The sequence below is a fragment of the Halobacillus sp. A1 genome (genome assembly GCF_024189295.1).
Taxonomy (GTDB): domain Bacteria; phylum Bacillota; class Bacilli; order Bacillales; family Halobacillaceae; genus Halobacillus_A.
This window is the reverse complement of sequence record NZ_JAIZEN010000002.1, coordinates 1-20582: the sequence shown is the minus strand read 5'-3', so window position 1 is coordinate 20582 and position 20582 is coordinate 1. Positions and strand designations below refer to the sequence as shown.

Here is a 20582-nt window from a genome sequence, read left to right as displayed (position 1 = left end):
TTTAGGGATGTATGTTTTCAGCCAATTAGTAAACCCTAACTTTTATAAGCTTTAGGGGGGTTCTGGATGAAAAAAAAGCAGCCGATGTTTGAAAGTTATGAGAAGAATGTAGACTACTTGAAAGATTACTTAGGCGTCGATGAAAGTTTTGATATGATTCATTTGGATTTGTTTTATGCGAATCGAAAAATGTCCTTATTTATGGTTGATGGTTTTGTTAAAGATGAAATCCTCCACTATTTAATGAGGCTGCTTTCAAGATTAAACCCTGAAGAGTTAGAGACAGATCCCCTGGAAAAATTGCTGAAAACACATATTTCTTACGTAGAGCTCGATAAGGTTGATGATTTAAATAAAGCAGGAGATACAGTCTTAGCTGGCCCAACGGCCCTCGTTGTAGAAGGTGTCGATGAAATCATTTTAATCGATGCACGTACTTATCCGGTCAGAGGACCTGAAGAGCCGGATTTGGAACGTGTCGTAAGGGGATCAAGAGACGGTTATGTTGAGACGATTGTATTTAATACCGCATTAACGAGAAGACGTATAAGAGATCGCTCTTTACGGATGGAATATATTCAAATAGGAAGAAGATCACAAACAGATGTGTGCTTATGCTACATCAAAGATATAGCAGAGGACGATCGAATCAGTCACTTGCGGCGGGTACTCAATGAGATCGATACGGATGCCCTTCCTATGGCTGAGAAAACGGTGGAGGAATACATCAGCGGGCAGCACTGGAATCCGTATCCGGTTATCCGTTATACCGAGCGCCCAGATACAGCAGCCGCTCACTTATATGAAGGGCATATTTTAATTATCATTGATGGCTCTCCAAGCGTGATGATTACTCCGGCAACGTTCTGGCACCATATGCAGCATGCTGAAGAGTACCGGCAGAAACCATTGGTTGGCGCCTATTTACGATGGGTAAGGTTCATAGGTTTATTTGCCTCATTATTTTTATTGCCTCTATATTACTTGTTTTCGATAGAGCCGGATTTACTGCCGGTAAGTTTATCTTTTATCGGACCAGAAGAGACTGGGATGATTCCTTTACTATTACAATTTTTAATTGCTGAAATTGGAATTGATCTGCTGCGTATGGCGGCCATCCATACACCATCTTCATTAGCTACAGCCTTAGGGCTGGTAGCAGCCATCTTAATTGGACAGGTAGCTGTAGATGTCGGACTGTTTTCCATCGAAGTTGTCCTATACCTTTCGATTGCGGCTATCGGTACGTTCGCTACTCCCAGTTATGAAATCGGTCTGGCTGATCGTATCTCAAGAATAGCTTTGCTGCTGGCAACTGGGATATTCGGTTTAAAAGGTTATATTATAGGAATTACCATTTGGATTCTTTACCTTGCTCATATGCAGACGTTTAAAACACCTTATTTATGGCCGTTCATGCCTTTTTCACTCCGTGCGTTTCGAGATATTTTCATAAGGTCTCCTATTCCTTTAAAGAACCGTAGACCGGCTTTTCTTCACCCAAAGGACCCTGACCGTTAATTGGCAGGGTCTTAAACGTTTTCAATTATTATTTTGATTGGTATAATAGAGGAGGTGATGAAAATGAGAACAGTTTATGATGTGCAGCAGCTATTAAAAAAATTCGGTACTTTCATCTATATTGGAGATCGATTAGCTGAACTTGAACTTATGGAACAGGAAATACAGGAGCTTTATCAATCCCAATGTATGACACAAGAGGATTATCAAATGGCTATTCTAATTTTAAGAAGCGAAATTACTGTATTAACAGATAAACAAAAGGGGAGTTTACGTAAATGATTGAGAAGTACTGCATCGGAGCTGACGTTGGAGGGACGACGATCAAATTGGCCGTTATTTCTACTGATGGGGAAATCTTGAAGAAATGGGAAATACCTACGGATACGAGTGAACGAGGAAAGCATATTACGAGAGACATAAACATAACTATTGATAATACATTAGAAGAATTAAACTTACATAAGTCGTCCATACTTGGAATCGGAGCTGGGGCACCGGGTTTTGTTGATTCAAGCACGGGCTACATCAACGAAGCAATAAATATCGGATGGAAGCATTTCGATTTCGGAGTTGAATTAAAGCAGCTGACTGGTTTGAATGTTTGGGTTGATAATGATGCAAACTTGGCTGCGCTAGGAGAGAATTGGTTAGGAGCTGGCCGTGGTGTTGAGAACTTGATAGCCGTGACACTAGGGACTGGAGTAGGTGGAGGAATTATAGCAAATGGTGAAATCCTGAACGGAGCCAACGGAACAGCCGGGGAGATCGGGCATGTAACCGTTAAAACATCAGGGGGAGCACCTTGTAATTGTGGAAGGTCCGGCTGTCTTGAAACTGAGACTTCAGCAACAGCTATTGTACGAAAAGCTAAAGAAGCAGTTTTAGAAAAACCTCTTTCGGCGTTGGCTTCCATGAAGGACATCACTGCAAAAGATGTGTTTGTTGCAGCTAAGGAAGGAGACGCGGCAGCCCAGCAAGTACTTTCCGATGTTACAGAGACGCTGGGACTTGCTCTTGCCAACTTAACCGTCGCTGTCAATCCAAATAAAATAGTTTTAGGCGGAGGAGTCTCTCAAGCCGGAGACCAGCTGCTTCAACCATTAAAAGAAGCATATTCTAAACATTGTCTGCCTAGAGCAGCAGAGGCGTGTGTTTTTGAACTTGCAGAATTAGGAAATGACGCAGGCGTTATCGGGGGAGCATCTCTAGTAAAACAATATTCTAATGCACAATGAGTCTATAATTAAAAAGCCATTCACTTGGCTTTTTTTTATTGAATTAGTGAGGAGGGTACATGTAATGAAAGAGCCCTTTCAATGAATTTAACTTCTGTTAATGAAACTTTTGTGGTAATATATTCGTCATATTAGAGGAACTTGTTTAGTCTATTGGTTGTTTGTCAATTATTATAGAGGCAGTACCCTATTATTCATTTAAGGGTTGAGGAGGAAAACATCATGCAATTCAACAAATTGAGTTCCCCTTTATTTGTTGTTGCATCGTTTCTCTTTGGTCTAAAAACATATTTCGTTTATCGTTTTATGTTTGATATGACCATAGAAAACTTGATGCAGGAGTTTATATTGTTCGTTAATCCATTAGCCAGCGCATATTTAGTATTTGCGATCAGTGTATGGCTGAAGCCTAAGAATCAAATGAAATACCTTCGATGGACGGCAGTTATAGGGACAATAATTATATATTTGAATTTAGTCTTTTACAGGAATTTCACTGATTTCATAACTATTCCTGTTCTATTCCAGGGGAATAATGCAGTCGATTTAGGATCCAGCCTGTTAACATTGATTCATTGGGAAGATGTTTTTCTTATATTAGATGTCATTATTGTTTGGATTTTAAGTAAAAAAACTGACGAAATGGCCGTACGATTTACTAAACATGCAAAAATCGCGGCTACAGCTGTAACCTTTCTATTGCTTGCCGGCAACGTCGTACTAGCAGAAATCGAGCGCCCTATGCTGTTTGTTCGAGCTTTCGACCGAGAATATTTAGTGAAGAATATCGGAATTTACAACTATCATATCTATGACGCGACGATGCATACGAAGACTAAAGCTCAGCGTGTCTTTGCTGATGACAGCCAGATCGGTGACATTGAATCGTATATGAAAAACGAAACAGGTTCAAAGGATCCTTCCGACATGTTTGGAGCAGCAGAGGGGAAAAATGTTATTTTTGTCAGTATCGAATCCTTTCAGAACTATCTTATTGATTCTGAAATCAACGGTACGGAAACAACTCCTTTTCTCAATGATTTAAAAGAGGGAAAAGAAACCATTTGGTTCGAGAATTTTTATCATCAGACGGCACAAGGTAAAACTTCAGACTCAGAGTTTATCGTAGAGAATTCTCTCTACCCCCTTGATCGAGGAGCAGTTTATTTCACCCATGCACAAAACGATTATCATGCATTGCCGGAGATTCTTAACAGAAATGAATATGAAACGAGCGTATTCCATGCTAACAACAAAAGCTTTTGGAATAGAGATGTGATGTATGACAACATAGGGTACGATGAATTTTACGGCGACGAATCCTATGAGGAAACACCGGAGAATTCATTTGGCTGGGGTCTTGAAGATAAAGCGTTTTTTGAACAATCGATACCTTATCTAAAGGAGCAGGACCAGCCATTTTACAGTAAATTTATTACGTTAACTCACCACTTCCCGTTTGAGTTACCCGAAGATAAAGCGAATATAGATAAATACGACTCAGGTTCAACGACCTTGAACGACTCCTTCCAGACCGCACGATATACTGATGAGGCGGTAGAAGAATTTTTTGAGGAGCTGAAAGAAGCCGGTTTATACGAGGAGTCTATTATAGTACTCATGGGCGACCATTACGGGATTAGTGAATTTCACAACAAAGCTATGGGCGAATTTATCGGTAAAGAGATTGATGGATATGAGCATATTCAACAGCAGAGAGTTCCTTTTATGATCCATATTCCAGGATACGAAGATGGTGGAGTACGGGATGAGGTTGTAGGCCAGATAGATGTCAAACCGACTTTACTCAATTTATTAGGGATCGAGGATAAGAATGATTTAACCTTTGGAACAGATATGTTTGCAGACGAGAGAAAAGGATTTATCGCGATGCGTGATGGCAGTTTTGTCAGCGATGAGCACATTTCTACGGATGGTGTTTGTTATGAAAGAGAGTCCGGGGAGGAAGTTGAGCCAGAGGAAGAGGCTTGTGCTCCGGTTAGGGAAAAGGTAGATAAAGAATTACAGTATTCGAATGATATTATTTATGGTGATCTGTTCCGCTTTTATGATTTTGATTAATAATGAGCCGTGATGATTTAAACTCATTGCGGCTTTTTTTGCGTTATATCCTTTGTAGAAGGGGTATGTATAAGAATGTTCTGTTCCGTGCAGGATGCTGATAATAGTAAAGGTGGGATAATTATGTTCAGATTTGAACAAGTATCAAGATATCCTTTAAAAAAGATGGATTTTCAAATTGAAAAAAAGGAGAAAGTTATATTATTTGGCCCGTCTGGCTCAGGGAAAAGCACAATATTATTTTTATTCAATCGCCTACATAATCCAACGGAGGGGACGATTTATTTTGAGGGTCAAAATGTAAAAGAGTATCCTTTCACAGAATTGAGAAAACGGGTAGGTCTCGTTTTGCAAGAACCAAACCTCTTTCCAGGTACAGTATTGGATAATATTAAATACGGCCCTTCATTATTTGGAGAATGGAAAGAAGAGGATGGTGAGCTGTTAATGGGTTACGTCCAGCTCCCTTCCACTTACTTAAACCGTGATGTGGAACAACTCTCAGGAGGAGAAAAACAGCGGGTGTCTTTGGCGAGAACGCTGGCTAACCAACCTGAAGTACTTCTGCTGGATGAACCGACGAGCGCCCTCGACTATCGCACAGCAGAGGATATAGAAGAAGTTCTTGAACAATTAATCAACCAGCATGAATTGACGATGATTATGGTAACGCATGATATGAGGCAGGCGAGGAGATTAGGTAGCCGGGGTTTGTTCATTACTGAAGGGGAAGTGATGGAAGATGGGAAGCTGCCCGATATGTTGGATTCTCCAGCTTCCCAGGCATTAAAAGAATTTTTAGAAGAATAAGGACATGAATCGTAATGGAACCGGAAATATCCAATCAATCCCTTTTGTTTTTAGTGGTGTTTGTACTGATCCCACTTTCTTTATCCTATTTTTATCAACTTGGACTAAATAAAAATATTATATGGTCTTCTCTAAGAGGAACGGTTCAATTGTTTGCAATCGGCTATTTATTAACGTATTTATTTGAACTTCCTGCGATCATAGGCATCCCTTTCATGATCAGCATTATGTTAACTGTTGCTGCATTTCATGCAAGGAAAAAAGGGAAGGGGCTGCCTAACGTCTTATTATATATCTTTATCGGGCTGCTTGTAATTGAGGTCAGCGTTCTCGGTCTTTGGCTGATATTTGATATGGTTGCATTCACACCTTCAGAAGTGATCCCGATGAGCGGGATGGTAATTGGTAATAGTATGGTCGCTATGGGGTTGGCTTTGGAGCGTATGAAAAATGAATTCAAGGAAAATAACGGCCGCCTTTTAGCAGCGTTATCGTTGGGAGCAAAGCCTAGCGTTGCTTCCAAACTGATTGTACAAAAGACTTTGAATGCCGCTCTCATTCCAAATGTAGACCAGTTAAAAACGATAGGCCTCGTCCAGCTTCCGGGAATGATGACGGGGTTAATTCTTGGCGGTGTGGCTCCTGTTACAGCCATAAAGTATCAGCTAGTCATTTCAATAAGCATTTTTTCTTCTGTATCATTGAGCGCGATGTTCATTACTTTAGCGATGTACCGTTATTTCTTTAATGAACAGGGCCAGCTTGTGGATTCTGAAGAAGAGATACGTTCTGAAGCATAAAAAAACCTCTGCGATTAAAGCAGAGGGGTGCAGCGAGCTATATTTTAACCAAATAGATTTGCGTATATGGTCATAATCGAAAACCAGCCGAACATTAACGCAGATACTCCGGCGAAAAGCACAGCAAAAAAGTTCTTTGTTTTGATTTCTCGAAAAACTGCAAATACACATAAGATCGTTACCAATAAAAGAAGAACAGCTGTTACCATAGTAAGCCCTCCAATATCAATTTACTTTTATTATCACCTGGTCTTGCTGGATGTTATACTATATGTAGATTCATTCATTCCACATTTATTTTATAGTATAAAGGTTTATTTGTCGAGTTATTCCAGATTTTTTAATTTATGATATTGAGGTGTTTTTTATGTTGAAAATAACTAGACTTCCTCTGGGACCTATGGGGACGAATTCATATGTAATCACTGAAAATAAACAAGCGTTGGTGATTGACCCAGGTGGTGATTTTCAAAAACTTAATGATCTTATAAAGGAGAAGGGTGTAAAAGTCATTGCGATACTGCTGACTCATGCACATTTTGATCACATTGGAGCAGTAGAACAGGCAAGAAATGAATATGAAGTGCCAGTATATTTACATGAAGAAGAAAAAGACTGGCTTACTGACAGCCGATTAAATGGATCTGCACTATTTCAGCTCGGTGAAATAACTGCAAAGCCAGCTGATTATTTTCTAGAGGCAGGACAAATGGAAATTGGTCCTTTCCAATTTGAAGTGCGCCATACTCCGGGACATTCTCCTGGGAGTGTATCCTTCGTTTTCCGTAACCAGCGATTTACGGTAGCAGGGGATACGTTATTCGAAAGAGGGATCGGACGTACGGACCTTCCAGGTGGGGATGGTGACTTGCTTTTGGACAGCATCACTACTCAACTATTCAGTTTAAGGAATGATATGAGAATCTACCCAGGCCATGGCTTACCTACGACGGTAGAAGAAGAACGAAAAAATAATCCATTTTTCATTTAAATGATGTAGCAAAAAAACCTGTTATCCCAAATTTAGGATAACAGGTTTTTTTAGTGACTTCCGAAAGAAGGCACCAGAATAAAAGAAGAATAATAAGTAAATCCAATCATAAACACTGTCAAGTATGAGAAAAATATGTATACGTACATACGTTCTGACAGCTTGAGGTAGCCAATTGCAAGGAAAAAGGCTGTTTGAGCAAGAGATAAAAATGCTGCTTCCATCATATCGCCAGCGTAGAACATAACAGCGAAAATCCCCGTCCAGAACGCCAATACACGAAACATGCGATCCATGCTGCTTCCCCTCCTTTTCTCATCATCGTAACGCTATCAATAATATTATAAACGACCCATTACTGAAAGTAAATAAAGTACCTGCACTTCTTACATATACTCTTTCCTTTTTGGTTTATGATTAAACAACAGAAAAATTGTTAAATAAAGGAATGTAAATACCAATAAATAGAATTATTTGTCGAATTTTCATTATAATTTAAAAAAATAATTGAAAAATAGGTTTAATTAATTGTACAAAGGCTATACATACATTATACAATATTGTAAAATTAATAAAAAAGGGGAGCGATGAAGATGGACGCTTTAAAATTTTACAGCTATCCAAGCTGCACATCATGTCGCCGTACGAAAGCCTGGTTAACGAGTCAAGGGGTTGAATTCAGTGAGCAGCATTTATTCAGGGAAACACCGGACGTTAATGAGTTGAGACGAATTTTGTCCTTGACTACAAATGGAATCGATGAGATTCTTGCTAAAAGAAGTAAGGAATTTAAAGCTTTGAACATAGATGTAGAGGAATTGACAGTCAATGAATTTCTAAATTTAGTAATTGAAAAACCTAAATTACTTAGACGCCCGATTTTGACGAATGGCGATAAACTAGTAGTTGGGTACAACGTCGAAGGTCTACGTGGTATCACTGATAACAAGTCGGAATATCAACAACAAATTTCATAAGCTGTTAACCGATGCATCAGTGAGCATCGGTTTTTTTATGGGAAATATAAGTTTTAGATATTTCCTTTTGTTCTCCTGATTCCAGGTTAAGGTCCCATGTACAATCAAAAGAGGTTTCATCTACTGATTTACATTGTACTTCCGAATAACCGATAGGAAGGTGAAATTTGTTATTTTCAGTAAAGCTTTGTTCAGAGTCTTTCAGCAAATGGTATTCACTATAATGGAATAAGCTCTGAAGCTGATTATAACTTTTGGACGAATCGGTGGAAATCATCTGGTTTTCATATTGAAGGACTGTAGTCATTACGATGAAAAATAGAATAGCTGAAATTGATAATGCCCACGGGAAAATAAAACCTTTGTCATTGGAAGCCTGTTTGAACCGGGACTCTCTTATTATAACCCTCTCCATTCTTATCAGTAATTGAGACGTTCAATATATTGTTTTCGATTTCCACAGAAAAGTCATCGATGTCATTGATTAATAGTTCATGTCCTTGGTGGTCCACTCTTCTTCTTACATCTCTTCCATATTTAGAAATTGAAATTTCCCTGTGATTGCTGTCTACAATATGGAGATTCTCATTTATAACTCTTACAGATATCGCAGAGTTGATTTCCTCTTCAATAAATGTGAAAAATTGCAATACAGATAGTTCTTGTGAATAGGAAGGACTCTCAAGCAATTTCAATAAAGGCATAGTGAAAATTAACAATATAGTGATGAGTGTAGCACTAATAATAGTTTCAGCTAGTGTGAAGCCGCTGTCACTAACGTGGTGAGTACAGACATACCTCTTTTTTGTCATCTCTAAAGTCCCTCCAAGACGTGCAGCCTTCAATGTAATCGATGTAATATTCAAAGTTCATAGTAAAGTTACCTTCCGTTATAAATAGACCTTCGGAAGCGGGATGGGTATCCTGTTGAAATATCAGTTCGTTGTGCAACATTAAAACAGCCTTTCTTTCTAGAGATAAATTATACTGCTCCACCCTCAATTGACTAAGCTGAGGGAGGAGAGCTGCAGCTATGATCATGAGGACAGCAAAAGCAGAGATCACTTCCATTAAAGTAAATCCTTTATTGTTCAACGATTTTCACCCTGCTTTTTCCAAAGGGAAATGTTATTTTCAGTTCTTTACGAGGTGTAGTTATTTTCATTGTACCTGGGTTATACAAAGTTCCAGTAGAATTAAAGCGAATAGGCGTAGTCAGGCTTTGCAGCTGTATAGACCAATTGTCAGGAAAGTACCGTTCAAAGATAGTTTCTCTATTCCGGGAATCATAAAGGTAGTAATGATTAGAGGAAGAATTGATCATGAGCCAGTAATTTGGGTGATTTTGGATCGTGAGTTGTTGGGCAAGAAGAAGATCATTTTCAAATTGTTCTATAAAATATCTCTTTTTGACTTCTTCTGCGAGGGAGCTTTGAAGGGGGAAAAATAATAGGAGCAGACATGAAATAGCGGTTAACACCACAATCATCTCACTCAGTGTATATCCTTTTTGATTATCCATCATTTACTCTGCTGTTACCTGACCATTAGAATAAGTTAATACTTCTCCGTTCGGACATGTACTCTGTTTAAGATATTCGCCATCTACCAGGGTTGAGATACTCTCAGGATATTCATCATTTTCAATATAATAAGCTTCCACCTGGGCTTCTGCAGTCATAATAAGAGCCTCACAGCCTTTTGAGCGCACAGAGTCGGTGTTCTTTGTCAGGTTGGGAATGGTTATAATTAGTAATACGGAAATAATCAGAAGTACGATAAGCATTTCAATAAGTGTAAATCCTTTTTGGTTCATAATAATTCCTCCTTAAATTTGGTCCATCCATTGATAGAGAGGGAGCATGATGGAAGCGTAGATTAAGATGACAACGCAGGCGACTCCTATAAAGAAGATAGGCTGAATGAGCTGAACGATTTTTGTCAGTTTTTCTTTGAGCTGATCGATTAGCAGTTCAGAAAGGACGTTCAATTCTTCACCGAGTGCTCTCAAATCATTTGTATGGTGAAAAATCGAGGTAAGTTCGGATCTTAATAAAGTGCATTCATGTAAGGAAGAAGCCAGCGACTGGCCATCACTGAGGTGGGATAACATTCTTTTTCCATAATAGGAGAGAAAAGGGTAACGTGATTGTGCACTGATGAGGGTCAAAGCGTTTTTTAAGGGAAGGCCGGCAGCAAGTAATGAACTTAAATGAGTAGAGAATAAAAAAGTGAGAGAAAACATTTTATAATGTTTGAGCAGCGGGATTTTTTCATATAAAGTTAACATCTGCTGAAGCGTGATTTTATGCTTTACTGAGTAGAAAATGAGGAATGTTAAAGCTAGAATGAGGAGAAATACACCTGATATTGTAATCAAAATATCTACCCCGTTTAATATCATCAAACTGAAAGGTTTTGTATCTCCATCAGCGAACAAAGTCTGGAAGCTTGGTATGATTGTTTGTTTAATAACACTGAAAGCAACGATTACGAAGATCAGGAGAAGAAGTGGATATCTCATGGCTTCTTTAAACTTTCTAGTATATTCATATTGTAATTCTAATAAGTCTGCACATTGCTTGAACATAGTAGGAAGATCATGATGAATTCTGGCGAAGTATAAAAAGGAGACGATCTGTTTAGAAAAATGAGCCTTGTCAAAGGCTATATCAAGAGGGTTTCCAGTCTTCAATTGTTGTGTGATGATTCCAGTAACTTCTTCGAATTCCGGATCCCAGCTTATCATCTTAAGAGTATCGAGCAGAGGGAAACCTTTGCCTAATAATTTTCTGACTCGATGAAGAAAGAGGATTTGTTTTTTAATAGGGATCATGCTACGTTTTGTAGATATCCACTCTTTAATTTTCAGTGAACCCGAGAGCATAGGCTTTCCTCCTTAAAGAAGTGAAGGTGGAGAAGGAGGGATCCTGCTCGGGAGAAATATCTTTGATGGCTCGCTGCAATGATTCTTTGTATAGCAGTTCAAGAATGGCGGCTCTGCTGGAAAAGTTCCGGTGTTCAGCTAGAGGTATCAATTGCTGAGCAGCAATGGCTATTAATGTTTGTTCTAATTCTACTGTCTTTATGTCCATCTCTTTTAGTCGATGGATCGTTCCAAAAGCATCTTTTGCGTGGATAGTACTGATTACGAGATGTCCGCTCAATGCTGCTCTAAACGCAAACTGGGCCGTTTGTTTATCACGTATTTCCCCAACCATTAGCAAGTCAGGATCGTGACGAAGCGCTGCCTTGAGACCAGTATCGTAAGTGATTCCGGCTCGTTCGTTCATTTGGACTTGGATAATATTGTTTAAATTCTTTTCAATAGGGTCTTCAAGAGTGATGGCTTGATAGGAGTGTTCATTTGTCAGTGTCTGAAGCAGAGCATAAAGCGTAGTGGTTTTTCCGCTGCCAGTAGCTCCCGTGAAAAGGATCATACCTGTTTTATGGGAAAGCCATTGTTTTAAAGTGTTCAGCTGATGGGGAAATAGAAAAAGTCTATTCAGTTTTAAATGCTCGTCGGAAGATAAAATACGGATGGCAAGGCTTTCGTTTCCTAAAGTCGGGAGGGTTGATAGTCTAAGATTGTAAAGGGATTGCTGACTCCGATGCTCCAGAGATCCATTTTGGGGTTTTGAAACTTCGCCAATGTCCATACCGGAAGTGAATTTCAGATAAGCTAGTAATTTTCGGTAAAGAGGGTTAGGAAGGGAAGAATGGAAAACTCTTTGTCCATGGATTCGGAAGTGGATGTTCGTAGATTCTAAAAATGGAGAGAAGTGGATGTCTGAAGCGGATTGTTGAGTGGCTGAAATAAGTAGTTCTCTTGCATATCCTGCGATTTGAGTCACTTTCATTATCACCTCATTTTAATTTTCTAATATATCTTATTCGACATAAACTTTTATAATCCTGCTTTTAAATAAATTACTCCAAGGAGGAGATAATATGATATTTCTCATCGGTTATATGGGTAGTGGAAAATCAACGGTTGCTAAACAGCTGAGTGAATCAATAGGTTTTGGGTACATAGAAATGGATGGTGAAATTGAAAAAAGAGAGGGCCGGTCGATTCCGCAGATTTTTGAAGAAGATGGTGAGGAGAAATTCCGTCAACTAGAAACGACTTTATTACATTCTTTATCCGGTCAAATTATTGTCTCTACTGGGGGAGGGGTTGTATTGTCGGAAGAAAATCAAAAGCTTCTCACCAGGTCCACTGTTATATTTTTGGATGCTTCATTTGAAACGATTAACAAACGTTTAGCAGACGATGAAGATCGTCCTCTATGGGGGGCCGACATTGAAGAAAATAAGAGGCGATATGAAACTCGTCTGCCGATTTATAAAGAACTTGCTACACTTGTCGTTTCGGTAGATGATAAGAATCCTTCGACCATCGCAGATGAAATTGTTTCCCGTCTAAAACTTTGACCTTGCGGGCATAATAATAATAGTCTAAGCGAGGGCAGGGATGACGTATGAAAAAGAGTGAGTACGCTCAATATCTCACGGAAGAAATGATGAAACACATGCATATGACGAAGGAAGAAAAGCTGGAAAAGAAACACTCCAAACCTTCTAAGAAAAGTTCCTCTTATTGGTTCGGAGTGATCCCTTTTGCTTTAAGGATGCTAAGGAAGAAGCGGAAGAAATAAATTCTCTAAGTTAACAGGTTCTGACTCGTATGGACGGATAGATAGAAAAGTCCTCCGTTAGCAATTGTTATCGTAACTCGAGGTTTATAACGGATAGCCAGCTGATCAAGTTCCTTTTGATATTGCTCTTCACCGATATCATCGGAATGGAAAAATTTCTGAAGCAGTTGTTTTTCATAATTGAACTGCTGAATGGACTGTTCCGCCCAATCTGTATCCAGCGTAGTCAAGTATGCTTCTACGTGCTGGATGATGCGGTTATAGGCGCTTTCTAATTTGATCATAGGAGTCATTGGAAAGGTATAATCCGAAATTTTCTGAATGAGTTTAATATGTTCCAGCAGCTCCATCATGTTATGAGTAATAGCTCCATTTATTAAGTTCAGCCCTATTGATAAAATCTGGTCTTTTGATTGTTTGCCGCGGAATGTAATTTTCATATTAAGAATCAGCCAGGGGTGCAGGGCAAGGTTGTGGGTCGGATGATTGATCGACTCGTATAACCTCGTAATGTACCCCTTTTCCAATGCTGTTTGGTAAATTTGCTGGAGCTTTGGTGTACCCGCGTGAAGGTAAATTCCTTCTTCTTCCTCTCCGATGCTGATATCTTTAAAGGATAAGCTCATCGGGTCCCCTTCACGGTTCATTTTCTTCATATAATGCCAATAGAAAGGACGGTTCATCAAAGACTCATCCATTTGTCTCGTTAGTTGAACTTTCATGTGTTTAGCATTTCTTTCTTCTATTAAACATCCATTAATCGTAAAGAATTCTTTTGTGAAATCATAATATACATTTTGTTTCAACTCGACTCTCTCCTTTCTTTGACGTTATATTCAACATAGCTTACCAAGTTTTTCATTTTTATATCGATTTCACCTTGAGACTCGGATTCTTGCAGGATTTTTTGGACGTGCGTTTCAAAGTTACCCCCAGGAATTTTTTCCAGAATGGCGTCCAGGTCTCCAACTGCATTTTGGAAAAGTTGTATTTTTTCGTATAGCAGTTTCATAATCTGATCTTCCATAGTATTTTCAATGGCAAAATTGAACACATTTACGTCTTTCGTTTGACCGAATCGATGGATTCTTCCAATTCGCTGTTCGAGTCTCATAGGATTCCATGGTAAGTCATAATTGATGATGTTATTGCAGAATTGCAGATTGATGCCCTCTGCACCTGCTTCCGTAGCGATCATCACTTGAGCCTTTGTTTTAAAAAGCTGCTTCATCCAATCTCTTTTGCTCTTATTGAACTTTCCATTGAATGGAACAGAGGAAATGCCGTTTTGCTGCAAATACCATTGCAAATAAAATTGACTGGCTCGATATTCAGTAAAAACAATGAATTTTTCATCTGATTGTTGAATTAATTCTGCCATTTTCATCGCTTTCGTATGATGAGGAAGCTCGCCTAAGCGATCGATAAGGTGCTTCAGAAGATCGGATGGCTGCTTTTTATGCATGTTCTGGAGAGACATATAACATGCTTCTCTTGAAGAGCAAAGCTCTTTAGTCAAAGTGAGCCAAGTGAAAGATGGATAATCTTTCTTTATGGCATCCAGCTCGTCATAGACTTCCTGTTCCTCCTTGTTGAATTTAAGCGTAATATTTTTTACATGCCGTTTAGAGGAGTCAAGTCCTGTATCTTTTCTCAAATTTCGAATCATCAATTTACTTAATAGAGAGTGGATATGCTCCTGGGTATCTGCCGCTCCTAAATGAGTGTTTTTGTATTTTTTCTTGAATGTTGACAAGTCACCTAAATAGCCTGGTTTTAAAATGGAGACTAAATTGAATAAGTCGCTTAAATGGTTTTGGATGGGAGTGGCCGTAAGCAGCAGACAATATGTTTTTTTCAATTGCTGAACGAATTGATAATTTTTTGTCTGATGATTTTTCAACTTGTGAGCTTCATCAATAATGATGAGATCGTAATCGATGGATAAAATTTCTTCTTTGTGATTTTCTCGTTTAGCCATGTCTATAGAAGTGACAGTAATATCCCAGTTCTTCCAATCTGCGTGTTTCTTTCGCGGAGAAGCAGCCTGTATATAAAATTTCTCACTAAGTTCCTGCGTCCACTGGTTGACTAAAGAAGCTGGGGTAAGGATAAGTATTTTTTTGGCCATGCCGCGAATCATATATTCTTTAAGAATCAGACCGGCTTCAAGCGTTTTCCCTAAGCCGACCTCGTCGGCCAGTATAGCCCGGCCACTCATTTCATGAACGACTTTTTCACAAGCATCTACTTGATGTTCTAAAAAATTGATGTGAGGAAGCTGGGTGAGTGACAAAAGCCCATCAAATTCTGGGATTGTCTGTAAATTCAATCCCTTCCAGGCTAATTTGAATTCATCCCATGAACATAATGAATCAGACTCTTCTAATTGCTTAGTGAGCTGAGTGAAAAATGCAGGATCAATCCGAGTGTCGATCAATAGGATGCCCTCCTTGGAATATCGTAAGAATTTTTATAATTTTAGAAAACTAACTGGACGATAAAGAACGCTATGGTATAATGAAGCTGAAATTTAAGAGAGTTTGTCGGAAGCTATACAGGTTAGTATGTCCAGTTCGATCTAACTAAATACTAATGCGAATGACTGCAGGGGGAGAGACTACTTTTGTAGCGCCGAAGGAGCAAGCAGATTCCTGTGAATCTCTCAGGCAAAGAAGACCTCTGTAGGACGCAACTCTGGAGAGCGTTTACTCGAGTAGTAAACCACCCAAGAAGCAAGCGTTCGACGACGTGAAACTTTCTGGTGCACGGACAGAGACTCCTAACTTTACGGTGGAGTCTCTTTTTTTATGTAACTACAACGAATAAAGGAGAGAACATATGGCGGATTTAAAACGAACACCACTTTATGAAGAGTATAAAAAGCTCGGAGCTAAAACTATTGATTTCGGGGGATGGGATTTACCCGTTCAATTTTCAAGTATAAAAGAAGAGCATCATGCCACTCGGAATAGTGCAGGGCTATTCGATGTCTCTCATATGGGGGAGGCGCTGGTAGAAGGACCTCAGAGCCAGGAATATTTACAAAAAATGCTGACCAATGATGTGTCCAAACTAGAACCGGGTAGAGCACAGTACACAATCATGTGCTATGACGACGGGGGAACTGTGGATGATCTCATAGTTTATATGTTAGCCGAAAATAAGTACCTGCTCGTCATTAATGCAGCTAATCGCCAGAAAGATGTGGAATGGTTACAGCAGCATATTAAAGAAGAGGTTACCGTTTCCGACGTCTCTGACGAATATGTTCAATTAGCCTTGCAGGGCCCAAAAGCAGAAGAACAGCTCCAAAAGTTGACGGAAACCGATTTATCCAGCCTGAAATTTTTCCGATTTGCCCAGGGTGTCAAATTTGATGGAGTAAACGGAGAAGCGATTGTCTCAAGAACAGGCTACACAGGCGAGGATGGTTTCGAAATTTATCTTCCGAGTGAATCTGGTCCTTCTCTATGGCAGGCAATTCTTGAACTGCAAGAGAACGATGGTGTTCAGCCTATAGGTCTTGGAGCACGGGATACGCTGCGTTTTGAAGCGAATTTAGCCCTTTATGGCCAGGAATTAAGCAAAGACATTTCACCGCTTGAGGCCGGTTTAGGCTTTGCGGTGAAGTTGAAAAAAGATGAGGATTTTATAGGGAAAGAGGCGCTGATGCGCCAGAAAGAAGAAGGACTGACACGTAAACTTGTCGGTATTGAAATGATTGATAAAGGAATACCGCGTACAGGTTACCGTGTACTCCGAGACAAAGAAGATATCGGCTTCGTAACTACAGGCACGCAGTCCCCGACGTTAGGAAAAAATATAGGGCTGGCTTTGATTCAAACTGACTATACAGAGCAAGGCACAGAAGTAGATGTTCAAGTACGTAAAAAAACGTTAAAAGCGAAAGTTGTACCGACACCATTCTATAAACGTTAATTGATCGGAGGAACGACAATAATGGAATTTCGATACTTACCTATGACCGAGCAGGATAAGAAGGATATGCTGTCAACTATCGGTGTACAAACTACTGATGAGCTTTTTGCAGATATCCCTGAAAGCATAAGGTTTAAAGGAGACTTGAATATAAAGCCTCCCGCCAACGAGTACACGCTTACGAAAGAGCTGACAGACCTGTCGCAGCAAAACATAAACACTAAGTCTCATACTAGCTTCTTAGGCGCGGGTGTTTACGATCACTACATCCCATCGATAGTAGACCACGTCATCTCCCGGTCTGAATTTTATACAGCTTACACCCCGTACCAGCCTGAGATTTCACAAGGTGAATTACAAGCTATCTTTGAATTTCAAACGATGATTTGCGAGTTGACAGGAATGGACGTTTCCAATTCTTCCATGTACGACGGAGGAACTGCTCTTGCGGAGGCGGTTAATGTTTCAGCCGGCCATACGAAGAAGAAAAAAGTGCTCGTATCTAAAGCAATCCATCCAGAATCCATGGCGGTTATCCATTCCTATGTAAAAGGGCCAGGCTTAGAAATTGTAGAGATCGATCATGTCAATGGGGTGACTGATCTTGAACAATTGGAGAATGAGCTGGATGAAAATACTGCGAGTGTGGTCATTCAATACCCGAACTTTTTTGGCCAGGTTGAACGTCTCGATCGTGTGCGCGAAATTGTGGATCAAGAAAAGAAAGCGATGTTGATTGCATCGAGTAATCCGTTAGCGCTGGGATACATCACTCCTCCTGGCGAATTCGGAGCTGATATCGTCGTAGGAGATGCGCAAGTTTTCGGAATTCCTGCTCAATTCGGAGGACCTCACTGCGGCTATTTTGCGACAACGAAAAAACTGATGCGTAAAGTACCAGGACGTTTAGTCGGTCAAACTAATGACGAACAAGGAAGAAGAGGGTTTGTTTTGACGCTGCAAGCCAGAGAACAGCACATACGCAGGGATAAGGCAACATCCAATATTTGTTCTAACCAGGCTTTGAACGCGTTAGCTTCTTCAGTAGCTATGTCTTCACTAGGTAAGCAAGGCCTTAAAAAAATGGCATGGATGAACCTGCAAAAGACTCATTATATGAAAAAACAGTTGGAAAATGCCGGATTTGAAGTAGCTTTTCGCGGAGCTTTTTTTAATGAAATTGTTCTAAAATTGGATGAGGATATCGGTGTGGTAAATCAAGAGCTGCTTCGACAGGGCTTTATCGGAGGATATGATCTTCACAGGGATTTTGCAGACTTAAAAGGTCATATGCTTGTAGCCGTTACAGAAATTCGAACAAAAAAAGAAATCGATCAGTTCGTAAAAGAAGTGGGGGATATTTGTGGCTAACCAGGACTTTCCATTAATTTTTGAACTTAGTCAAGAGAGCCGGACGGGTTACAGCCTGCCTGAATTCGATGTGCCGGAAACGGATATCGACAAGCACTTAGGAGACGCATTCGTAAGAAAAAGTGAACCTGATCTTCCTGAAGTTAGTGAATTACAGATCATGCGTCACTATACGGCTTTATCGACGAGGAACCATGGCGTAGACTCTGGTTTTTATCCTTTAGGTTCTTGTACGATGAAGTACAATCCTAAAATGAACGAGGATGTCGCTCGTCTTACGGGATTCAGCCATATTCATCCACTTCAACCTGAGGGAACGGTGCAAGGGGCACTTAGTCTTATGTTTGATTTACAGGAAACATTAGCAGAAATTACAGGGATGGATACTGTAACACTTCAGCCCGCGGCAGGTGCCCATGGGGAGTGGACTGGATTAATGATGATTCGGGCGTTCCACGAAGGCAACGGCGATTTTAACCGTACGAAAGTGATTGTTCCGGATTCTGCTCATGGAACGAATCCAGCTTCTGCTACAGTCGCAGGGTTTGAAGCAGTTACTGTGAAATCTGACGATCGAGGACTTGTTGATTTAGAGGACTTGAAGCGTGTAGTAGATGAGCAGACAGCCGCCCTTATGCTTACGAATCCGAATACGCTCGGCTTGTTTGAAGAAAGCATTGAAGAGATGGCTTCAATCATACACGAAGCTGGCGGTAAACTGTATTATGATGGAGCTAACCTGAATGCTATTTTAGGTTACGCAAGACCGGGAGATATGGGATTTGATGTCGTTCACTTGAACCTTCATAAAACTTTCACAGGACCTCACGGAGGCGGAGGGCCTGGTTCTGGCCCAGTTGGTGTCACTGCTGAGTTTGAACCATTTTTGCCTAAACCTATCTTAGTCAAACGTAATGAAGAGCTTGTCTTCGACTATGATAGACCCAAATCTATCGGGCGTGTGAAACCTTACTATGGTAACTTCGGTATCAATGTACGTGCTTACACGTATATCCGGACAATGGGCGCCGAAGGATTGAAAAAAGTGAGTGAGTATGCCGTACTTAATGCTAACTATATGATGCGGAGGTTACAGCAAGAATACGATCTTCCTTTCGAGCAGCATTGTAAGCATGAATTTGTTTTGTCTGGAAAGCGTCAAAAAAAATTAGGCGTTCGTACTCTGGATATAGCTAAGCGCCTTCTTGACTTTGGCTATCACCCGCCGACGATTTATTTTCCGATTAATGTGGAGGAAGCAATAATGGCAGAACCTACTGAAACGGAATCCAAAGAAACGCTGGATGCATTTGTTGATGCTATGCTGCAGATTTCCCAGGAAGCGAAGGATGATCCGGAGAAAGTCCAAGAAGCGCCTCATACGACGATTGTAAGTAGGATGGATGAAACGAAAGCAGCAAGAAAACCGGTGCTAAGGTACCTTAAAGAAGAATAGTAAGTACTGATATGGACAAACCAAAAGGTAGAAGACCACTAAAGAAAAAAGTGGACTTCTACCTTTTATTTTTGATTTTAGTTGTTCCACTATCTGGTAAGATAGTGGAAGACTTGAATTCGAGACATTAGATGCGTTGATCAGGGCGGCGGGGAATGGCTCGCTTTCCGTGGGAGCGCGGTGAGCTTCCTCGGACGTGCCGTCCTGTGGGATCTCACCAAGCACTCTCTTCCCACAGGAGTCTCCCCATTCCCCGCCGCCCCTCACTATATATGCGCTTCTAAACCTCCCATGTGAAGTAAGAGAGAAAAAGAAGCACTTCACTCAGGGGAAGCGTCTTTCATCTCTGTCCTTTGAGAATATAGAGCTCTACAGAAAGGTTTTTCAACATGAGCGCTCGCTATGAGAATCAGTTTGCTTTTTCATGAGGCGGTTTCGAGATACTTATATGGCAGAGGGGCGGAGGGGAACGGTGAGACTCCTGGGGGAGGAGCGGGACAGGTGAGACCCCGGAGAGCGAAGCTCGAGGAGGCTCAGCGCCCGTCCCCCGGAAAGCGATCCGTTTCCCGGAGCCGCTAAATTCTCATGATGCCTCGAAACTGAGTCTGGATAGGCTACACTTATTTGGACAGTTTCGTTAAGGTGAGTTACACTTTACTAAATATTTCAATTAAGGAGACTACACATGACCCCAAGGAATCGCCGTAACTTTACAGATGAATTTAAGAAGCAA

General features: G+C 40.3%; 23 protein-coding genes and 2 riboswitches. Of the genes, 13 read left to right on the top strand and 10 right to left on the bottom strand.

What is annotated here, in order from left to right; all coding sequences use genetic code 11:
* The first annotated feature begins 66 nt into the window (after positions 1-66).
* The 6 genes from LF817_RS03035 (at position 67) to LF817_RS03010 (ending at position 6451) form a co-directional block, all read left to right on the top strand.
* A complete protein-coding gene (locus LF817_RS03035) occupies positions 67-1521 on the top strand; it encodes a spore germination protein (protein ID WP_253934302.1) in 1455 nt (484 codons plus the stop codon).
* 63 nt (positions 1522-1584) lie between these two features.
* On the top strand, positions 1585-1803 hold the full coding sequence (locus LF817_RS03030; RefSeq protein ID WP_253934301.1) for a YqgQ family protein: 219 nt from the start codon (positions 1585-1587) through the stop codon (positions 1801-1803).
* Entirely contained in the window at positions 1800-2759 is a 960-nt protein-coding gene (locus LF817_RS03025; RefSeq protein WP_253934300.1) for an ROK family glucokinase, read from the top strand. Before LF817_RS03030 ends, LF817_RS03025 begins: the two co-directional genes overlap by 4 nt.
* A 222-nt stretch (positions 2760-2981) precedes the next feature.
* A complete protein-coding gene (locus LF817_RS03020) occupies positions 2982-4841 on the top strand; it encodes an LTA synthase family protein (protein WP_253934299.1) in 1860 nt (619 codons plus the stop codon).
* 123 nt (positions 4842-4964) lie between these two features.
* Positions 4965-5651 carry an ABC transporter ATP-binding protein gene (locus LF817_RS03015; protein WP_253934298.1) on the top strand — a complete coding sequence of 229 codons (687 nt, stop codon included), beginning with the start codon at positions 4965-4967 and terminating at the stop codon, positions 5649-5651.
* Between the two features lie 14 nt (positions 5652-5665).
* The gene (locus LF817_RS03010; RefSeq protein WP_253934297.1) at positions 5666-6451 is read left to right on the top strand and encodes an ABC transporter permease; all 786 of its coding nucleotides are present in this window, start codon (positions 5666-5668) and stop codon (positions 6449-6451) included.
* A gap of 44 nt (positions 6452-6495) precedes the next feature.
* Here the strand turns inward: LF817_RS03010 and LF817_RS03005 are convergent, their stop codons facing one another.
* Positions 6496-6660, bottom strand: a complete 165-nt coding sequence (locus LF817_RS03005) for a DUF2759 family protein (RefSeq protein WP_253934296.1) — start codon at positions 6658-6660, stop codon at positions 6496-6498.
* Between the two features lie 158 nt (positions 6661-6818).
* On the opposite strand from LF817_RS03005, the gene LF817_RS03000 reads away from it, so the two are divergent.
* Positions 6819-7442, top strand: a complete 624-nt coding sequence (locus LF817_RS03000) for an MBL fold metallo-hydrolase (protein ID WP_253934295.1) — start codon at positions 6819-6821, stop codon at positions 7440-7442.
* Between the two features lie 50 nt (positions 7443-7492).
* Here LF817_RS03000 and LF817_RS02995 read toward each other — a convergent pair whose 3' ends face one another.
* Entirely contained in the window at positions 7493-7738 is a 246-nt protein-coding gene (locus LF817_RS02995) for a DUF2626 domain-containing protein (RefSeq protein WP_253934294.1), read from the bottom strand.
* 297 nt (positions 7739-8035) lie between these two features.
* Between LF817_RS02995 and LF817_RS02990 the strand changes: the two genes are divergently transcribed.
* A complete protein-coding gene (locus LF817_RS02990; protein WP_253934293.1) occupies positions 8036-8419 on the top strand; it encodes a Spx/MgsR family RNA polymerase-binding regulatory protein in 384 nt (127 codons plus the stop codon).
* A gap of 365 nt (positions 8420-8784) precedes the next feature.
* Here LF817_RS02990 and LF817_RS02985 read toward each other — a convergent pair whose 3' ends face one another.
* The 6 genes from LF817_RS02985 to comGA are packed head-to-tail and all read right to left on the bottom strand — an operon-like array spanning position 8785 to position 12279.
* Positions 8785-9231 (bottom strand): ComGF family competence protein, encoded by a 447-nt coding sequence (locus tag LF817_RS02985; protein ID WP_253934292.1) that lies wholly within the window; start codon positions 9229-9231, stop codon positions 8785-8787.
* Positions 9194-9514 carry a prepilin-type N-terminal cleavage/methylation domain-containing protein gene (locus LF817_RS02980; RefSeq protein WP_253934291.1) on the bottom strand — a complete coding sequence of 107 codons (321 nt, stop codon included), beginning with the start codon at positions 9512-9514 and terminating at the stop codon, positions 9194-9196. The genes LF817_RS02985 and LF817_RS02980 overlap by 38 nt, the downstream gene beginning before the upstream one ends.
* A complete protein-coding gene (comGD, locus tag LF817_RS02975) occupies positions 9504-9941 on the bottom strand; it encodes a competence type IV pilus minor pilin ComGD (protein WP_253934290.1) in 438 nt (145 codons plus the stop codon). Before comGD ends, LF817_RS02980 begins: the two co-directional genes overlap by 11 nt.
* A 3-nt stretch (positions 9942-9944) precedes the next feature.
* Complete coding sequence (comGC, locus tag LF817_RS02970; RefSeq protein ID WP_253934289.1) at positions 9945-10235, bottom strand: competence type IV pilus major pilin ComGC; 291 nt, start codon at positions 10233-10235, stop codon at positions 9945-9947.
* Positions 10236-10247: 12 nt separating this feature from the next.
* Entirely contained in the window at positions 10248-11306 is a 1059-nt protein-coding gene (gene comGB / locus LF817_RS02965) for a competence type IV pilus assembly protein ComGB (protein WP_253934288.1), read from the bottom strand.
* Positions 11281-12279 carry a competence type IV pilus ATPase ComGA gene (gene comGA, locus LF817_RS02960; RefSeq protein ID WP_253934287.1) on the bottom strand — a complete coding sequence of 333 codons (999 nt, stop codon included), beginning with the start codon at positions 12277-12279 and terminating at the stop codon, positions 11281-11283. Before comGA ends, comGB begins: the two co-directional genes overlap by 26 nt.
* Before the next feature lie 91 nt (positions 12280-12370).
* On the opposite strand from comGA, the gene LF817_RS02955 reads away from it, so the two are divergent.
* Both LF817_RS02955 and LF817_RS02950 read left to right on the top strand, forming a co-directional pair.
* On the top strand, positions 12371-12856 hold the full coding sequence (locus LF817_RS02955) for a shikimate kinase (RefSeq protein WP_253934286.1): 486 nt from the start codon (positions 12371-12373) through the stop codon (positions 12854-12856).
* Positions 12857-12903: 47 nt separating this feature from the next.
* Positions 12904-13080, top strand: coding sequence for a YqzE family protein (locus tag LF817_RS02950; RefSeq protein WP_253934285.1), 177 nt, complete (start codon positions 12904-12906; stop codon positions 13078-13080).
* Positions 13081-13085: 5 nt separating this feature from the next.
* On the opposite strand, the gene LF817_RS02945 is transcribed toward LF817_RS02950, so the two are convergent.
* Complete coding sequence (locus tag LF817_RS02945; RefSeq protein ID WP_253934284.1) at positions 13086-13886, bottom strand: YqhG family protein; 801 nt, start codon at positions 13884-13886, stop codon at positions 13086-13088.
* A complete protein-coding gene (locus LF817_RS02940) occupies positions 13883-15520 on the bottom strand; it encodes a DEAD/DEAH box helicase (RefSeq protein ID WP_256558171.1) in 1638 nt (545 codons plus the stop codon). The genes LF817_RS02945 and LF817_RS02940 overlap by 4 nt, the downstream gene beginning before the upstream one ends.
* Before the next feature lie 161 nt (positions 15521-15681).
* A riboswitch (glycine riboswitch) is annotated at positions 15682-15772 on the top strand.
* 3 nt (positions 15773-15775) lie between these two features.
* Positions 15776-15858: riboswitch (glycine riboswitch) on the top strand.
* Positions 15859-15921: 63 nt separating this feature from the next.
* Between LF817_RS02940 and gcvT the strand changes: the two genes are divergently transcribed.
* Genes gcvT through gcvPB form a run of 3 tightly spaced genes read left to right on the top strand, consistent with a single transcriptional unit; the run spans position 15922 to position 19849 of the window.
* Positions 15922-17022, top strand: coding sequence for a glycine cleavage system aminomethyltransferase GcvT (gene gcvT / locus LF817_RS02935; protein WP_253934283.1), 1101 nt, complete (start codon positions 15922-15924; stop codon positions 17020-17022).
* Between the two features lie 21 nt (positions 17023-17043).
* Positions 17044-18393: an aminomethyl-transferring glycine dehydrogenase subunit GcvPA gene (gene gcvPA / locus LF817_RS02930; RefSeq protein ID WP_253934282.1), complete on the top strand. Its 1350-nt coding sequence runs from the start codon at positions 17044-17046 to the stop codon at positions 18391-18393.
* The gene (gene gcvPB / locus LF817_RS02925; RefSeq protein WP_253934281.1) at positions 18386-19849 is read left to right on the top strand and encodes an aminomethyl-transferring glycine dehydrogenase subunit GcvPB; all 1464 of its coding nucleotides are present in this window, start codon (positions 18386-18388) and stop codon (positions 19847-19849) included. Before gcvPA ends, gcvPB begins: the two co-directional genes overlap by 8 nt.
* The last annotated feature ends 733 nt before the right edge of the window (positions 19850-20582 follow it).

Bases quoted from the DNA above. Each gene is read 5' to 3' on its own strand.
- LF817_RS03035 (WP_253934302.1), top strand. From the start codon at position 67: ATGAAAAAAAAGCAGCCGATGTTTGAAAGTTATGAGAAGAATGTAGAC.
- LF817_RS03030 (WP_253934301.1), top strand. From the start codon at position 1,585: ATGAGAACAGTTTATGATGTGCAGCAGCTATTAAAAAAATTCGGTACT.
- LF817_RS03025 (WP_253934300.1), top strand. From the start codon at position 1,800: ATGATTGAGAAGTACTGCATCGGAGCTGACGTTGGAGGGACGACGATC.
- LF817_RS03020 (WP_253934299.1), top strand. From the start codon at position 2,982: ATGCAATTCAACAAATTGAGTTCCCCTTTATTTGTTGTTGCATCGTTT.
- LF817_RS03015 (WP_253934298.1), top strand. From the start codon at position 4,965: ATGTTCAGATTTGAACAAGTATCAAGATATCCTTTAAAAAAGATGGAT.
- LF817_RS03010 (WP_253934297.1), top strand. From the start codon at position 5,666: ATGGAACCGGAAATATCCAATCAATCCCTTTTGTTTTTAGTGGTGTTT.
- LF817_RS03005 (WP_253934296.1), bottom strand. From the start codon at position 6,660: ATGGTAACAGCTGTTCTTCTTTTATTGGTAACGATCTTATGTGTATTT.
- LF817_RS03000 (WP_253934295.1), top strand. From the start codon at position 6,819: ATGTTGAAAATAACTAGACTTCCTCTGGGACCTATGGGGACGAATTCA.
- LF817_RS02995 (WP_253934294.1), bottom strand. From the start codon at position 7,738: ATGGATCGCATGTTTCGTGTATTGGCGTTCTGGACGGGGATTTTCGCT.
- LF817_RS02990 (WP_253934293.1), top strand. From the start codon at position 8,036: ATGGACGCTTTAAAATTTTACAGCTATCCAAGCTGCACATCATGTCGC.
- LF817_RS02985 (WP_253934292.1), bottom strand. From the start codon at position 9,231: ATGACAAAAAAGAGGTATGTCTGTACTCACCACGTTAGTGACAGCGGC.
- comGD (WP_253934290.1), bottom strand. From the start codon at position 9,941: ATGGATAATCAAAAAGGATATACACTGAGTGAGATGATTGTGGTGTTA.
- comGC (WP_253934289.1), bottom strand. From the start codon at position 10,235: ATGAACCAAAAAGGATTTACACTTATTGAAATGCTTATCGTACTTCTG.
- comGB (WP_253934288.1), bottom strand. From the start codon at position 11,306: ATGCTCTCGGGTTCACTGAAAATTAAAGAGTGGATATCTACAAAACGT.
- comGA (WP_253934287.1), bottom strand. From the start codon at position 12,279: ATGAAAGTGACTCAAATCGCAGGATATGCAAGAGAACTACTTATTTCA.
- LF817_RS02955 (WP_253934286.1), top strand. From the start codon at position 12,371: ATGATATTTCTCATCGGTTATATGGGTAGTGGAAAATCAACGGTTGCT.
- LF817_RS02950 (WP_253934285.1), top strand. From the start codon at position 12,904: ATGAAAAAGAGTGAGTACGCTCAATATCTCACGGAAGAAATGATGAAA.
- gcvT (WP_253934283.1), top strand. From the start codon at position 15,922: ATGGCGGATTTAAAACGAACACCACTTTATGAAGAGTATAAAAAGCTC.
- gcvPA (WP_253934282.1), top strand. From the start codon at position 17,044: ATGGAATTTCGATACTTACCTATGACCGAGCAGGATAAGAAGGATATG.